This window comes from Cupriavidus phytohabitans (assembly GCF_017815025.1).
GTDB lineage: Bacteria > Pseudomonadota > Gammaproteobacteria > Burkholderiales > Burkholderiaceae > Cupriavidus.
This window is the reverse complement of record NZ_JAGIQB010000078.1, coordinates 1-15909: the sequence shown is the minus strand read 5'-3', so window position 1 is coordinate 15909 and position 15909 is coordinate 1. Positions and strand designations below refer to the sequence as shown.

12 protein-coding genes and 3 pseudogenes are annotated in these 15909 nt (G+C 61.6%); 10 read left to right on the top strand and 5 right to left on the bottom strand.

Annotated features, from left to right (window positions below; genetic code table 11):
• Positions 1 to 234 precede the first annotated feature (234 nt).
• A complete protein-coding gene (locus J8I34_RS31085; protein ID WP_209808045.1) occupies positions 235 to 1134 on the bottom strand; it encodes a dihydrodipicolinate synthase family protein in 900 nt (299 codons plus the stop codon).
• 70 nt (positions 1135 to 1204) lie between these two features.
• Positions 1205 to 2473, bottom strand: coding sequence for an NAD(P)/FAD-dependent oxidoreductase (locus J8I34_RS31080; RefSeq protein ID WP_209808044.1), 1269 nt, complete (start codon positions 2471 to 2473; stop codon positions 1205 to 1207).
• Between the two features lie 453 nt (positions 2474 to 2926).
• Between J8I34_RS31080 and J8I34_RS31075 the strand changes: the two genes are divergently transcribed.
• The 6 genes from J8I34_RS31075 to J8I34_RS31050 all read left to right on the top strand — a co-directional run bounded on the left by J8I34_RS31075 (position 2927) and on the right by J8I34_RS31050 (position 9119).
• Complete coding sequence (locus tag J8I34_RS31075) at positions 2927 to 4348, top strand: MFS transporter (protein WP_209808043.1); 1422 nt, start codon at positions 2927 to 2929, stop codon at positions 4346 to 4348.
• Positions 4345 to 4917: a GAF domain-containing protein gene (locus J8I34_RS31070; protein WP_209808042.1), complete on the top strand. Its 573-nt coding sequence runs from the start codon at positions 4345 to 4347 to the stop codon at positions 4915 to 4917. Before J8I34_RS31075 ends, J8I34_RS31070 begins: the two co-directional genes overlap by 4 nt.
• A 22-nt stretch (positions 4918 to 4939) precedes the next feature.
• Positions 4940 to 5953 carry a 4-hydroxyproline epimerase gene (locus J8I34_RS31065; RefSeq protein WP_245176272.1) on the top strand — a complete coding sequence of 338 codons (1014 nt, stop codon included), beginning with the start codon at positions 4940 to 4942 and terminating at the stop codon, positions 5951 to 5953.
• A gap of 18 nt (positions 5954 to 5971) precedes the next feature.
• A complete protein-coding gene (locus tag J8I34_RS31060; RefSeq protein ID WP_209808049.1) occupies positions 5972 to 7210 on the top strand; it encodes a metal-dependent hydrolase family protein in 1239 nt (412 codons plus the stop codon).
• Positions 7211 to 7295: 85 nt separating this feature from the next.
• Positions 7296 to 8024 (top strand): GntR family transcriptional regulator, encoded by a 729-nt coding sequence (locus J8I34_RS31055; protein ID WP_209808040.1) that lies wholly within the window; start codon positions 7296 to 7298, stop codon positions 8022 to 8024.
• A gap of 66 nt (positions 8025 to 8090) precedes the next feature.
• A complete protein-coding gene (locus tag J8I34_RS31050; protein ID WP_371748176.1) occupies positions 8091 to 9119 on the top strand; it encodes an Ldh family oxidoreductase in 1029 nt (342 codons plus the stop codon).
• A gap of 745 nt (positions 9120 to 9864) precedes the next feature.
• On the opposite strand, the gene J8I34_RS31045 is transcribed toward J8I34_RS31050, so the two are convergent.
• The 3 genes and pseudogenes from J8I34_RS31045 to J8I34_RS31035 form a co-directional block, all read right to left on the bottom strand.
• The gene (locus tag J8I34_RS31045) at positions 9865 to 11811 is read right to left on the bottom strand and encodes an Atu1372/SO_1960 family protein (protein ID WP_209808036.1); all 1947 of its coding nucleotides are present in this window, start codon (positions 11809 to 11811) and stop codon (positions 9865 to 9867) included.
• Between the two features lie 91 nt (positions 11812 to 11902).
• Positions 11903 to 12916 (bottom strand): Bug family tripartite tricarboxylate transporter substrate binding protein, encoded by a 1014-nt coding sequence (locus J8I34_RS31040; RefSeq protein WP_209808034.1) that lies wholly within the window; start codon positions 12914 to 12916, stop codon positions 11903 to 11905.
• A gap of 16 nt (positions 12917 to 12932) precedes the next feature.
• Positions 12933 to 13505: pseudogene (locus tag J8I34_RS31035) on the bottom strand (MgtC/SapB family protein); the annotation flags it as partial.
• A 904-nt stretch (positions 13506 to 14409) separates the two neighbouring features.
• Here J8I34_RS31035 and J8I34_RS35315 point away from each other — a divergent pair.
• The 4 genes and pseudogenes from J8I34_RS35315 to J8I34_RS31020 form a co-directional block, all read left to right on the top strand.
• Positions 14410 to 14955 (top strand): annotated as a pseudogene (locus tag J8I34_RS35315) (H-NS histone family protein); the annotation flags it as partial.
• A gap of 68 nt (positions 14956 to 15023) precedes the next feature.
• Positions 15024 to 15227: pseudogene (locus tag J8I34_RS35575) on the top strand (H-NS family nucleoid-associated regulatory protein); the annotation flags it as partial.
• Between the two features lie 233 nt (positions 15228 to 15460).
• Positions 15461 to 15607: a hypothetical protein gene (locus J8I34_RS31025; RefSeq protein ID WP_209808031.1), complete on the top strand. Its 147-nt coding sequence runs from the start codon at positions 15461 to 15463 to the stop codon at positions 15605 to 15607.
• A gap of 25 nt (positions 15608 to 15632) precedes the next feature.
• Positions 15633 to 15909, top strand: a 277-nt coding sequence (locus J8I34_RS31020) for a transposase (protein ID WP_209808029.1), incomplete at its 3' end; no start/stop codon positions are given.

The following is a 15909-nucleotide window of genomic DNA, read 5'->3' as shown; positions in this document are numbered from 1 at the left end:
ATTCGTCTCATCCTGTGAAATCAATGCGTGCTGAGCACGCCGTGGCCTTCGGCTACGGCAGGTTGTTCAGACCATCCATAGGTGGTCATGACTTGAAAGCGTAGTGCCGGCACCGGCAGGTGCCGCAATAGCGGGCGAGGCGCGAGGCCTCGTCAGAAGGGGCGCTGGTGACACAGTGGAAAACCATCACCAGTCGGGGCAGGGCAGCCGCGGGAGCAGCTGCCGTCTGCATCCTCAGCCGAGAGCCTTGAGGTCTTCCACGGTCTTCTGGACAATCGCCACGACGCGCTCGCGTTCGGCGCCTTCGAGAGCCAGACGCGGAGCCTTGACGACTTCCGAGTAACCGGCCGTGATGTTTTCGGCCAGCTTGATGTACTGGACCAGCTTGACATGGGTGTCGAGGTGGTACAGCGGGGTCAATACTCGGTACAGCTTGCGCGCGGCAGCGAAATCGCCGCTCACAGCCAGCTCCAGCAACGTCACCGACTCGCGCGGCACGGCATTGGCCATGCCGGAAACCCAGCACGTGGCGCCCAAGGCCACACTTTCCAGGATCAGGTCATCGACGCCGCAGACGACGGCGTAGCGATCGCCGAACCGAGTAAGGAGGTCGGTAACGCGGGTGGTGTCGTACGATTCCTCCTTGATGGCCACGATGTTCTTCTCACCCTGCAATTGCTCCAGCAGGTCCGGAGTCAGGTCGACGCCGTAGCCGCGCGGATTGTTGTACAGCAGGATGTCCAGCGAGGTCGAACGGGCAACCGAGCGATAGAACTCGACGGTTTCGCGCGCGTCGGACTTGTAGGTCAGGCCCGGGAAGACCATCAGGCCATTGACGCCAATTTCTTCGGCGGCGCGAGCGAATTCAATGGCACTCGCCGTATTGGTTTCCGCAACCCCCGAGATTACTGGCACGCGGCCAGCGACGGTCTCCTTGGCGATACGCAGCACCGTGCGCTTTTCCTCAGGCGTCAGCGAGGCGTTCTCGCCAACCATACCCATCATCACGACGCCGCCGACGCCGCCTTCGATCAGGCGTTCCAGGCCCGCCTTGATGGCGGCCTCGTCGAGCGAGCCATCGGCCTTGAGCTTCGTCGTTACTGCGGGGAAGACACCTTTCCAGGTCACAGACATGTTCATACTCCTAGTAGAGATGACCGAACAAAAGGCTCGGCCTTGAATCGGGGGTTATCAGGGCACCCACTTACCCAAAACGAGAGATCGAAAACGGCTTGAGGTCCACCCGAGGCGTTCGCCGCTTAAGCAGGTCAGCGATCAGCGTGCCGGTGGTCGCAGATTGCGTCAGGCCAAGATGTCCATGACCGAAGGCGTACAGCACGCTCGGGTTTCGGGAGGATGGGCCGATCACGGGCAGCGAATCGGGCGTGGCGGGGCGGTGCCCCATCCAGCGCACGGCACCCGTGTCGTTGACCCCGGGCAGGAATCGTTTGGCCAGCGAAAGCAGCGCGTCACTTCGCTTGTAGTTCGGCGGGGCGTTCAGGCCCGCAAATTCCGCCGCACCGCCAATGCGCAGACCGATGTCGAGCGGCGTTGCCACGAACTTGCGCTCGGCAAAGATGATCTCGCGGGACAGTTGCACGTTGGGCTGAGGCAACGTCGAGTTGTAGCCGCGCTCGCTATCGAGCAGCACCCGATCGCCTACCGATTTGGCGAGCGACTCCGACCATGCTCCGGTTGCCACGACAATGCGTGTGGCCCGCAGGCGAGTGCCGTTGGCCAGCACGGCTTCCGGGCGTTCTTTCGACGCATCAATTGCAGCGACCGACTGCTGGACAAAGTTTGCGCCAAGGGCTCGAACCCGTTCTCGAAGCTGCGTGACCAGCCGCTTGGGATCGCCAACGTGTGACCATTGCTCAAGAAAGACACCTCGCTCGAAGACTGGCGCGAGGCCGGGTTCCAGATCGCTGAGTTCGGATTTGCTGAGCTCGCGCCATCGGGCCCCCAAGTCTCGCTTGAATTGCCATTCATGCTGATCCGCCTGGTATGCCTTCTCCGTCTCGTACACCGTGATGGCACCGCGCCGATAGTGGCTGCCACTGCCACCGATATCCTCGATCATGGGCAGTAAGTCCTCGTAGACGCGGTTGTTCAGCGATGCCAGCGCATAGGAGATGCGGCGGAAGTGGTCGGGGCGGCTGACTTTGTTGAACTCCCAAAACCACGGCAACGCCTGGGGAACGTGCCCGACGCGCAGACTCAGCGGGCCCAGCGGATCCATCAGCCATTTTGCCGCCTTCAAAACCAGTCCCGGTGCGGAGAGCGGCGTCGATTCGGTGACGGCGATACCGCCGGCGTTGCCGTGGGAGGTCCGGTCGCCTTCGAAATCGCGGTCGACGACGGTTACAGAAAGCCCCTCTTTTAGTGCTTTCCAGGCACAGGCGAGCCCCACCACGCCGGCGCCCGCGATCAGGACGTCGGACTCTGCATGGTTGGCTTCGGCGCTGTATGTCATTGGGCGTTCCTTTACTGCGATGAGGGTTTTGGAATTGCGGCTACTTGCCGCCGAGCGTCTGAGAGATCGAGCTTCCACTTGCCGGCTTACGCCTCGTACACGGGGTGGTGGCTTCGCCTAGGGCCACCATGGTTGCCAAAGTCATGGGGTCCGTGACGGCGCAGTGATCATCTCGCTCCTCATCGCTCGTCTTCTTGGATATTGGATCCAAAACGTTGTTGAAGCGAAGTCTAGGTGCGACACTCGTCCGTGTCAAATTCGGGTAAACACGCAAACATCGAAACACTCGAAAGAAAAACGAGCGTAAATGAGTACCTGGCGCCACTTATTATGCTTCACTGGATGGTGATGTGGCGGCGGGGCCGTGGGAATTCCCGTCCAAGGGTATACGACTATTGGATAGAGGATATTGGATCCACAAGAGTTATGGGCAACCACTTGGGAGAACGACTGATGTCACAAGTTGCTGCACGCCTGGAGCGGCTACCTTTCTGTAGCTTCCACATCAAACTGCTGATCATTGGCGGCCTCGGCTTTACCTTCGAGGCGATGGACGCCGCGATCATGGCCTTCATCCTGCCGGTCGTACGCACGCAATGGCAGCTGACGAGCTTCGAAACGGGTCTGCTCGGCAGCAGCACCTACATCGGCTTTCTGGTCGGTGCGTTCATCGCGGGCGTCCTGGGAGACCGCTTTGGCCGACGGGTTGTCATGATGTGGGCCTTGTTCATCTTCTGCGGCCTGTCGTTGGTCAACGCCTTCGTCAATGACTGGCACACATTCTTTGTCATCCGGGCATTGGCGGGTGTCGGCCTTGGGGCCGAGGGCGCGATCATTGCGCCGTTCCTCGCGGAGTTCGTCAGCAATCGCTACCGCGGTAGCTTTACTGGCGCCCTGGCAGGTTTCTTCTCCTTCGGGTTCGTTGCTGCGGCGATCATCGGCTACTTCGTGATTCCCCAAAGTCCCGAGGGTTGGCGCTATGCCTTGGGGATGACCGCGGCACCCGTCGTGATCCTCCTCTGGTGGCGTCGGGCACTCATGGAGTCCCCGCGCTGGCTTGAAAGCCAGGGCCGCCATGATGAAGCGCTCCAGGTCGTCGACAGAATCGAAGCGAGCGTCATGCGCGCTGGCGTCAAGCTGCCGCCAGTCGTTCACGTGGCTGATGCCCCGGTGGCCAAGGCGCCGGCCCAATCCGCCTGGGAAAGCGTAAAGACGCTGTGGCGGCCACCACTGACCCGCATCACCGCCATGACCTGGGTGCTTTGGCTGGCGATCACGTTCTGCTCGTATGCCTTCTTCACCTGGATACCGGGCTTGCTCGTGCAGCAGGGACTGACGATCAATAAGAGCTTTTCCTATTCGATCGCGATCTACCTCGCACAGATCCCCGGGTATTACTCCGCGGCGTACTTCAACGAGAAGATCGGACGCAAGGCGACTATCGTCACCTATATGTTCCTCGCCTGCCTGTCGGCCATCTTCCTGGCCTTCTTCAGCAAGGATCCCACGACGATTCTGGTTGCCAGCGTGCTGCTGTCGTTCTCCATGAACGGCGTGAATGCGGGCCAGTATGCCTACACGCCCGAGATCTATCCAACCTCCGTTCGTGCAACCGGCATGGGTGCGGCATCGTCCTTCGGCCGCATCGGTGCTATCGCGTCGCCAGCGCTGGTCGGCTACATCTACCCGATCCTGGGATTCTCCGGGGTATTCGGCATGACCACGATGGTGATGCTCGTCGGCGCACTGACGGTACTGATCTTTGGCATCCAGACCAAGGGGCGGACGCTTGAACAGATTGCGGCCAACGAGTACGCCACGCTGCCGGATGGGGATGTGGGAGGCCATGCCGGCCCGCAGGCTTCAGCGCGATGAAAGCGAATACCGAACCACTTGGGGCTGCCGCGCGCCTGGCAACGCTGTGTCAGTCTGGGGCAGCGTCGCAGACAGTATGGAGCTCGCTCGACGCCGTCCTCGGCGAGGTTTTTGGCCACAAGCTATTTACCGTGCTGCTGTTTGACGGTGCCGGCGAGCGGGTTGTTCGGGTCTACAGCTCCCGGCCGGAGATCAATCCGGTCGGAGGGATCAAGCCCGTGACGCCATCGATGTGGACGACCAAGGTATTGATCGACGGGCAGCCCTATATCGGAGGAAGCAAATCGGACCTGCGCGAAGTCTTTCCAGATTTCGAGACCCTCTGGGCGATCGGATGTGAAAGCGTGTTGAACATCCCGATTCGCCATGCAGGGAAAGTGGTCGGATCGCTCAATCTGCTCGATGGTCCAGCGAATTACACACCGGCTGACATCGACGTAGCACGCCTTTTTGCTCAGTTGGTGACGACTGCCGCGCTCGCTGACCAGGCTCGGGTGTTAGGCACGCGTCAGAGCGAACTTGACCTCGGCAGGCAAAATGTCCAAAATGGATATTGGATCCAAAACTAAATCCCGGCATTGTCCGGCATCCATGAGCGAGAAGATGATGGACAAGACATTCTTCTGTATTGATGGCCATACCTGTGGCAATCCGGTCCGTGTGGTGGCGGGCGGGGCGCCCCAGTTGCAAGGCGCCACCATGATCGAGCGACGGGCGCATTTCGAGCGCGAGTTCGACTGGATCCGCACCGCGTTGATGTTTGAGCCGCGTGGACACGACGTCATGTCGGGAACGATTCTCTACCCGCCAACGCGCCCCGACTGTGACGTGGGCATTCTCTTTATCGAGGTGAGCGGCTGCCTGGCGATGTGCGGCCACGGCACGATCGGGACGGTGACGACGATTGTCGAAAATGGTCTGGTCCAGCCTAAGGAGCCGGGCTTGCTGCGCCTCGATACACCGGCTGGACTCGTGGAAGCGCGCTACAAGCTCAACGCTGGCCATGTCGAGTCGGTCCAGTTGACCAATGTCGCCTCGTTCCTGCATTCGCGGGATCTGAGCGTCGAACTCGACGGCGTGGGCGAGATCCGGTTCGACGTCGCGTACGGCGGGAACTTCTACGCGATCGTCGAGCCGCAGGCGAACTACTCGGGCATGGAGTCACTGCGCCCGGCAGACATCCAGCGGCTGAGCCCGGAACTGCGCAGGAAGGCCAACGAGAAGTACACCTTTGTGCATCCTGAACAGCCTGAGATCAAGGGCCTGTCACATGTCATGTGGACCGGTACGCCGACCAAGCCAGAAGCGACGGCGCGAAACGCGGTCTTCTATGGCGACAAGGCGATCGATCGCTCGCCATGCGGGACGGGGACGTCTGCGCGCATGGCCCAGTTATTCGGCAAGGGGCAACTAAGACTGAACGATCCTTTCGTGCACGAAAGCATCATTGGCACCCTCTTCACTGGTGTTGCCGTCGCCCCTGCGACGGTGGGCGAATATCCCGGGATCATCCCGACAATCGAAGGTTGGGCACAGGTGACCGGTCACAACACGATTTTCGTGAATGACCGCGATCCGCTGGCCCACGGTTTCATCCTGAAATGAGCGGAGTAAATCGTGGCGATTACCGTACTTAAGAACGCTCGAGTCCTGAACGTCGACACGCCGGACGACGATCAGCGCTATTCCGTCGTGGTGGAAGGCTCCGAGATTCGGGAAGTGACGACTGGTATTGCTCAGTTTGATGGCGCACGACAAATCGACCTTGCCGGAAAGACTGTCATGCCCGGCATGATCGACTGTCACGTGCATGTGATTGCCTCCATTGCGCACCTCGGCACCAATGGAAAGCTGCCGAACACGTTCGCGGTCCTGCGCGCCGTGCCGATCTTGCGCGGCATGCTCAACCGCGGCTTTACGACCGTCCGTGATGCCGGCGGCGCCGACTACGCGTTGGCGACTGCCATCGGGCAGGAAGTGATTGCGGGACCGCGCCTCTTTATCGCCGGCAAGGCCTTGTCACAAACAGGCGGTCACGGCGATTTTCGGGAACGCTTTGATTCCACCGATCCAGACCCGTGCGGGTGCAGCCGGAACCTGGGTGCGATCGGCCGCATTGTCGATGGTGTAGACGAAGTCAGGAAGGCCGTGCGAGAGGAAATGCGCAGCGGCGCCCACCACATCAAGATCATGGCATCCGGCGGCGTCGCCTCGCCGACCGACCCGATCGGCAACCTGCAGTACTCGGTTGACGAAATCCGAGCCATTGTCGAGGAGGCGCGTTCCCATCAAACCTATGTCATGGCGCACGCCTATACCGGGCCCGCAATCAAGCGAGCGGTGGAACTGGGTGTCAGGACCATTGAGCACGGCAATCTTGTCGATGATGAAGCAGCGGCCACCATGGCAAAGATGGGAGCGTACATGGTGCCAACGCTGGTTACGTACGACGCCATGAGCCGGGTCGGTGCCAAGACGGGCGTCTCGGCACAAGCGCTGGAAAAGAATGAGGCCGTGCGCGTTCAAGGCCTCGCGGCGCTCGAACTCCTCAAGCGTCACGGTGTGAAGATGGCGCTTGGCACCGACCTGCTGGGCGATATGCACGAGTTCCAGAGCGATGAACTCCGCATCCGTGCCAAAATCCTGGGCAACCTCGAAGTGTTGCGGCAAGCGACGACGATCGGAGCCGAGGTCGTGGGCATGCCTGGCAAGCTTGGCGTGGTCCGGGAAGGTGCAATGGCTGACCTGCTTGTCGTGGACGGCGATCCCCTTAGAGATCTCTCGTATTTGGGAGGTCAGGGAGAAGGCATTCGGGGCGTCATGAAAGCGGGAAAATGGGTCCGCGAAGCCCTGATGAACTGAGATCGCGCCGGCGGCGCCGAAATTGAATCCAATATCCAATCCCGGTGCTAGAATGCTTGGAACATCCCTAGATCCGCGCTTCGAAATGCCCCGCACCACCAACGCCCAGCTGAAAGACAACGGTGAGCCCGTTTCCCTCGCTTCGCCTGCGAAACGTACCACACAAGCGAAGATTGTCCGTCCGACGACGGTCGATCTCGTCATGGACGCCATTCGCCGGAAGATTCTGTCGGGCGAACTGGGTCCCGGTGAAGTGTTGCGGCAAGAGGCCTTGGCGGACGAACTTGGCGTCAGTCGGTTGCCGATTCGCGAGGCAATCACCAGACTTGAGGCAGAAGGCATGCTGAACGTCGTGCCCCACAAGGGCGCCTCGGTGCGGCCGCTATCCGTGGACGAAATCCACGAAGCGTTCGATATCCGCAAACGCCTGGAACCGTGGATCTTCATTGAGGCCATTCCGCATCTGACGGAGCGCGACCTGGCCACGGCGGAGCAGATCGTCGCATCCATGGACAAGGCGGCAGCAGGCGAGTGGGGCCAGCTGAATTGGGCCTTCCACGAGACGTTGTATCTTCCGGCGAATCGGGATATGACGCTTGGCATCCTGAAGCGCCTTCACGAAAAGGCCGACCGCTATTTCCGGTTCCAGGTCGTCAACGTGCCGATTCGTAAACAAGCGCACGAGGAGCATATGGAGCTCATCGAAGTCAGTCGGAAGCGGGATACCAAGCGAGCCGAGCAACTGCTCTTGCAACACCTGGATATTGCGGCAGACCAGATCATCGGTCTTGTCGAGAAAGTCTTGCATCGGTAGCCGGTCCTCATCCGGCATCCGATGCGACCGCTCATGCCTCCGGGTGTGGTGGCCTAATTTACTTCTATGCTAACGATGTCGGAAACAGTCCAACTCTCGCTTGCCGAGGTCCGCGAGCTTTCGCTCAACGTCCTGCGCACCAACGGTTATTCAGACGCCCACAGTGAAGCCATTGCCGACGTCATCGTTGCCGGCCAGCGCGACAATTGTCAGTCGCACGGGCTCTATCGTCTGCTAGTGTGTGTGCATACCATCCGTCATGGAAAGGTGGATGGCCGGGCGGTGCCCACCGTAACAGACCAGGCTCGCGCTATCGTCAAGGTCGACGCGTGCTACGGTAATTCGCTGCTCGCATTCAAACAGGGATTTCCGTATCTTGTCAGCAAGGCGCGCGAGTGCGGGCTGGCGGCCATGGCGATCAATAACTGCTTCCACTTTTCTGCACTTTGGCCCGAAGTGGAAGCGTTGGCGAACGAGGGCCTGGTGGCGCTAGCCATGACGCCCAGCCATTCCTGGGTCGCGCCGGCGGGGGGTACAAAGCCGGTATTCGGAACAAATCCGATCGCCTTCGCGTGGCCGCGTCCCGACAAGCATCCCTTTGTGTTTGATTTTGCGACCAGTGCGATCGCACGGGGTGATATCGAACTTCACCGCCGTCAAGGCAAAGAAATTCCATTAGGCTGGGCGATCGATGCGAACGGGATGCCGACCACAGATCCTGTCGCTGCTCTGACGGGGGCGATGCTTACTTTCGGGGGACACAAGGGTTCTGCCTTGTCCACCATGATTGAGTTGATGGCAGGTCCACTAATTGGCGACATGACCAGCGCCGATTCCATGCAATTCGATGAGAAAGCGGGTGCAACGCCATGCCATGGCGAACTGTTGCTGGCTTTTGACCCGAAGACATTCCTCGGAGATCGAGCCAGCGAATACCTGCAGCGCGCTGAGGAGCTCTTCGGAGCCATCACCGAGCAAGGTGCGCGGCTTCCGTCCGAGCGCCGCTATGAAGCCAGAGCGCACAGTGATGAGTCCGGTGTGGACGTCTCCAAGGCCCTCTACGACGACATTCTGATGCTCTTGCAAGCCGCGTAGTTGAGGTCGGAGGGAGGAACGCCAGCGATCTGGAGACCGCGCGGTCTCCCGCCCGCCAAGGTGCTGCAGGGGTTCTGGCAGGCAGTTTGGCTGTTAGAGGCTGGCACGCGGCCGCGTGCTCGCTGTCGGGAATCCTGAGTTCGGCGAATCTCAATGCGGCCGGCGGTTCAACTCTCTGCCGGTGTAACGCGGGCGGCTGTCCGCTTCCCGAGGGAACGCCGGATTTTGGGCGAGCATCATCCCCCCCCTGATTACCTTTCGTTTGGCGTCCCTCCAGGCAATGCCAGTAGATCCCTGCGCCCGTCCAGATGCCAGCACGCGCCAATGCTGGGTGAAGACCTCAAACGAAAAAAGAACAGCCCGCTGCAAAAGCGGGCCGAAATCCCTTCGGTGAAAGGGAGGAGACAGGGTGACTATAAACCCTAATAACAAAGCCTTGCAGAGCATGGCATGAGCCGTCGGGGCAATCGCCATGCCCATAGTTTCATGATAGTGAACCTATGGGCATGGCGATGCTAGCTACAGGCGCGATAAACGGTAAGACCTCGCCCGTTGCCTAACTGGTCGTCTCATTGCGAACCTGCGCCGCCGTTCGAACCTTGACCGCTACAATGTCCGTTTCCGGAAGTACAGCCGTCGCTCGTCCATCGAGCTTGCGGGCGGGCAATTGGTTTAGGAACGTCGTTCATTTATTAGCCCTGCGACAGTTGTGTAGCGGTTCTTCGCAGAATCTTCCGACATGGAATCAGGCGACCTCGACGATCAGTTCGATTTCCAGGCAGGCACCGAGCGGCAACTGCGACACGCCGAACGCGCTGCGCGCGTGCTGGCCGCACGTGCCAAACACCGCGGCGAGCAGATCGCTGGCGCCATTGGTCACGAGGTGCTGCTCGGTGAAGTCCGCTGTCGAATGGACGAGGCTGGTGAGCTTGACGACCCGCACGATCGAATCGAGATCGCCGGTAGCGGCGTGCAGCGTCGCGAGCAAGTCGATGGCAACCAGGCGGGCCGCCGCGACACCGTCGGCGGTGCGCAGATCGTCGCCAAAGCGGCCGGTCCGAACCTGCCCATCGACGCGGGAGAGATGGCCGGACACGTGGATCAGCTTGCCGGACCGCACGCTTGGCACATAGGCCGCCGCCGGGGCCGAAGCCGTGGGCAGTTCGATACCAAGCTGCGCAAGCTTGTCGTAGATTCGTGGCGCCGGCGCGAACGCAGGACCGTTCGGTTTCAGGCGCATGCCGGGCTTGAGATGCCGCCATGGCAGGTCCGCCGGATCGGCGATGAACGGACCGGGCGCACGCACCACGAAAATGTCTTCCGCGATCGCGGCGAAGTCGGCGCGGAAATGCACCGAGCTCTTGTTCACGAGAATCTTCATCCCCGCCGGTTCGATGCCGACCGCGCGGTACATGTTGCGGTCGAGCAGCTGTGCCTTGGTCGAGCTGACGGCAACGAGCACGCCGTCGAGCCGCAGCCGCGCCATTGGTCCCATGTCGGCAGCCTTGCCACGCATCATCGGTCCGCCGTAGACGAACTTGCCATCGGACAGTGCCTCCACCTCGAAGGTCGCCCGCAGCGGGGCATCTTCGCTCACCTGTGGGCAGCCGCCAAGCGCGATATCGATCCCCGCGCCAACTCCAGCCCGGTGCGCGGCCTCGGCCGCGGCGGGATCGCAGATGATCCCGATCGCGGCGTCCTGCGCGCCGGCCTTGAGTAGCGCACGCAGCATGCCCATGGTGTTGCCATCGCCGCCGACGCCCGGGTTGTCCTGCGTGTCCGCAAGGATCACTGGCCGCGTGGCTGTTTGCGCGATCCGCATGGCGCGCTGCACCGCTGCATCCGGCTCCTCGAACTGCACGGCCCACTGGCTCTCGGGTTCACAGATGCGCGCGAGCAGTGCCTCGACGGCCCGCTCGACGCGGGCCTTGTCGAAGCCGTACCCCCAGACGACGGGACCGCACTCGGCGAAGTCGGCGGCGGGAAAGCCCGGTGTAAACGACAGCGACAGCACGCCTTGTTGCTCCAGTTCTTCGAGCAGCCCGTAGATGTCTTGAGCGGGCTGCATCATCGTAGACATGCTGTTGACCGGAATCAGGAATGGCACGCGTCGTGCCACCAGGTGCGCACGCGTCTCCCGCCTGCACAACTCCAGCAGCATCTCGGCTGCCCGTTTGCCGGTGGCGGCCATGTCCACGTGTGGATAGGTGCGATACGCCACCACTCCATCCGCCAGCGCGAGCATCCGTTCGGTAACGTTGGCATGCAGATCCAGCGAGACCACGATCTTCACGTCCGGGCCAGCCGCGGCACGGACGCGCGTCAGCAACTCACCCTCGCCGTCGTCGAGGTGCTGGGCCACCATAGCGCCATGCAGGTCGAGATAGACCGTGTCGTATGAGGCCGTCGTCACCGCCTCCACGATCTCGCCGGCGATGCGCTCGTAGGCATCGGTCGTGACATGGGCCGAAGCGCCGGCTGCCGCCCAGATCACCGGCGTGACGGTGTGACCGTGCTCGCGAACGTGGTGGATGAAGCCGCTGATCGGCACGTTCACGTCCAGCAGGTCGTAGATCGCCTCGCCGCGCACCATGGCGGGAAAGTCCTCGCCACGGACGAAGTTCTCGTAGGAGGCCATGGTTGGGGCGAACGTATTGGTTTCGTGCTGGAAACCGGCAACTAGGATATTCAAGGAGAGCCTCCCTGGAACGGGATGTTGGAACGAGGCGGGACCAGCAATACGAGCGCGGGCGCCGCCATGGGAACGGCCGTGAGGGGTGGTATTACTGCGGCGTCAGCTTGATCGAGGCGGCCATCTTCCTGAACTTCTCAGTCTCGTCGACGTAGAACTTCGCGGAGGCCTCGAGCGTCTGCGGCTTCATCGGCTGCACGCCGGAGAGCTCAAGCGCCTTGATCAGTTCGGGCGACCTCAGCGCTTGCTGCGAGGCGTCCATTAATACGCGGGCACGCTCCGCCGGGACGCCGGCCCTGCTCATGACGCCAAGCCAGATCGAATACACGAATTCGGACTTGCGCGCGACGCTGGTTTCGGAGATCGCAGGCACATCGGGCAGGTTTCGCATGCGCTGCGTGTCCAGCACTGCTACCGCCTTGATCTTGTGCGTTTCGAGCAGCTGCGTGGAGGCACCGAGGTTTGGCAGAATTGTCATGTCAATCTGGCGCCCGGTCAGGTCTGCCAGCATCGGCGTGGCGCCCTTGTACGGCACCTGCAGCATCTTGGCTCCGGTCAGCTGAGCCATGTATTCGGCGACAATGTGGTACATGGTCCCGTAGCCCGGATTGCCGAAGGTCAGGCTCTTGCCACCTGCCGACTTGGTGGCCGCGATGATCTGTTCGAGCGAGCTGTACGGCAGGTCGCTGCGCGTCATCACGACGAGCGGGTGGTTCGAGACCGGCGCCAGCAGGGCCAGCTCCTCCGACTTGTACCTGGCGCTGGCGAGCGCCAGCGGCGTCAGGATTGCCTCGTTGGGCGAGCCCATGATCAGCGTGTAGCCGTCGGCCGGTCGGCTCAGCAGCCGCTGCACTGCCAGCGCGCCGCCGGCGCCGGGCAGATTCTCGATGACCACGGGCTGGCCGAGCGCCTTGGCCATCGCCGGTTGCATGGCCCGCGCCAGAACATCAGCGGGCCCCCCCGGAGGGAATGCGACCAGCATCGATATCGGCTTGGAGGGAAAGGTGTCGGCAGCGGATGCTGGTGCGCTGGTCAGCGTCAATCCCAGGATGGCGGCACTCAGTGTCATCCAGCGTTTGACGGGGGATAATTCTCGGTCTTGCATGTCGTCCTCCACTTTCTTAGATCTTCTCGCACACATGCGAGAACCTGTTGCGAGGGGGATTGTTGGCTGGAATATTCGTTCGAGGAACAGCAATCTTTGCACGAGATCGTTGCCCTGCGGGCAACGCGGAGGTCTTCAGCCGCAACAGATGATATCCGCGGGCTTCTGGAGCCCTGGCCAACACGTCAAGGTCCGGCGGGCCTACCCGGAAGGTCAACGAGACATCGAGCGTCGCGCGTCCGGGCAGCTTGACTTCGAGACGATGCAGCAGCGACATCGACAACATGCACAGCATCGCCAGCAGCAGTGCCGCGGCGTAGAACTCGACTCCGAGCAGCACGCCCACGGCCGAGGCGGCCGAGATGGAGGCCGCGGTGGTCAGGCCGCTGATGCTCAGGCCGTCCTTCATGATGACGCCCGCATACAGGAAACCGACTCCTGTCACCACGCCCTGCACGCCCCGTGTAGGGTCGGTGCTGTGCTCCGCGACACCGCCAAACCACAAAGGCGCATAGCCGACGAAGACGGTCAGCGCAGTCGACGCCATGCACACGAGCCCGTAGGTCCGCATGCCCGCGGCGCGGCCGTTGTATGAGCTGCGATCAGCAGGCGACGTCGCGCTGCTTGCTTAGCACAGGCAACGCGCGTGCTCCAGCTGCGAAGGGCGGCGTCGCGATCAGTTGGTAGGGCAGAATCGTACTGAGTCGTGGCCACAGCCCGCTCCAACCGCGCGCGCCGGCGCTGCCTCGGGTTGAACGGACGGTCTCCGGTCGGGCACCAACAGACGGTCGCGTTCGACGGCCCCCCGCATTGGGCTCAGGGACGGTGTGCGAGAATACGCCGCGGCCAAAAGCGGGACTCGCTCCGGTCGCGACAACACAATGCGGAGACGAGATTGTCCAAAGAGCTACTGGTTGGCCTGGTAACGATGATACTGGCAACCTCGGCGCTGGCCGGCGAGCGCTACATAGAAGTCTGGAACCCGCCGGAGGCGCGCCGTTCGGCCGCGAAACCCCCAAAGCCATCGGCACACAAACCGAAGAAAAGTCGTGTGGGTCCTCTTGCAACCGGCCGGACGCGTCGAGTGGCGGAAGTATCAACGTTACGGCCGGCCACAGCGGCAAGGCCGGGCAAGCCGACATTCAACGACATTCCGCGGCAGATGACGCCAGAGGGCAACGTGCTTCGTGTGGCAGGCGGCCAGTCTAGAGTTGACATCGGGCGCTGATGCATTTGATAGTCGCGCCCCCAAATTCTTTGTGAGTCAATCACTTGCGAAAGGATCGACATTTTCGATAGAAGGGACCTGGTCAGCCTTGCTGCGAGCGGCCGAGGGAAGCCGACGAGACCTTCCAGTCTCTCTATTACGCCGAGCCCGAGGACGTCGAATACGACGAGTCGGCAGAAAGGTCCCAAAGTCGTACGGCGTTGATTGGGCGCGAGAATTCGTAAGGAAGGATTGGCGCAGGCGAGAAGCGAACGACACGCAAGAGACTCCGGAAGCTGCGACGCCGGAAGAGAAGCGGGCCCCGAAGCGCGGTCGGAAGCCGAAAACCCTAGCCGAAGTTGCCGCCCCGGAAGTCACGACTCAAGAGACCCCAACCCGGAAGCGCGGGCCGAAGCAGATACCACTGCCTAGCGTGGAGGCTGCCCCGGAAGCGCCGACTCAGAAGCCGCAAACCCGGAAGCCGCGACAGGAGCAAAAAGCGCCTACCGCAACCCAAAGCCCGTCCCAATCCTCACTGCTCGCTCAACTGGCATCTGTCAATGCGCAACTTGAGCAGTTGCGAGCCGCGGAAGTGCCAAAGGTTGTGCAGGAGATTCGGCAGTTGATGCAGGAGTACGACCTCAGCATTGAGGACATTGCGGGCAAGCCCAGTGTTAAGCCCGCTGCCCGCGCTGTTCCGAGCAAGACGAAGGCCGCGCCGCCTCCGAGGTACCGCAACCCCAAGACGGGCCAGACCTGGTCGGGGCGCGGCAGGGCTCCCGCGTGGATTGGCAAGAAGCCGGAGCGTTTCCTAATCGATCTCTTGAACTGAACGACAGGTTGGCGGGCGCGGCCGGTCCACCCCCATACATAGGATCCAGCAAACTCGGCAGATGCTTTATGGTGCGCCTGCCGGGTCGACACGTACACGCGCCAGCCGCTCCAGTTTTGCGCCTGGCCGAGGGGGCACTCCTCACGCTGCGCCCAGGCGAAAGTGTTTACCGCAACGCCGAGGGGCTGACCTGGGACGGACAGGGGGAGATGCCCGCCTGGCTGCGGCGTCCGGTCAATGCGGGGCAGAGTGTGGAGTTTTACAGGGTAGGTAGCGCCAGCGGTTATCCCAGATTGGCAGGGGATCCGCTTAGAGCCGTCATGGCAGACCCCGTAAGGGCATGCCCTGATCTTGGCCAGGTGATTGTTGCGTAACGGGAAACCGTTTATTGCTGAGTTGGCTCTTTGCCATTCTGGGGAAAACCCTTATCTTTCAATCCATGCGATACCGCAATGCAGCAACTCAATAACAGCCGGGTCGCTCCGAGAAAGAGAAAAGGGAAATCATGAACGCCACCCGCTACGCCTTGATCGTCATCACCGCCATCGCCGCCGCCTTGTCGGCTGCCCCGGTTCTGGCCAACAACACTAAGGAATCGCTGATTAAATCAGCGCGCGAGTCATCGAGGCGTTTGGTGAGCGCGTTGTCATAGGTGTGTCCATGATTCAGGTCCGGTGATGAAGCGACAGATCAGTTTTGCGGAAGCGGAAAGCCACGGTAAGAAGCGGGTGACGCGCCGCCAGCGATTTCTGACGGAGATGGAAAGCGTAGTGCCGTGGGCGCGGCTGATTGCGGCGGTCGAGCCGTACTACCCCAAGGGCAAACGTGGAAGACCGCCGATCGGCCTTGAGCGGATGCTGCGCATCTATTTCCTCCAGCAGTGGTATGGACTGTCGGACGAGGCGCTGGAAGACGCGCTGTACGACAGCATGGCGATGCGGGCGTTTGCCGGGA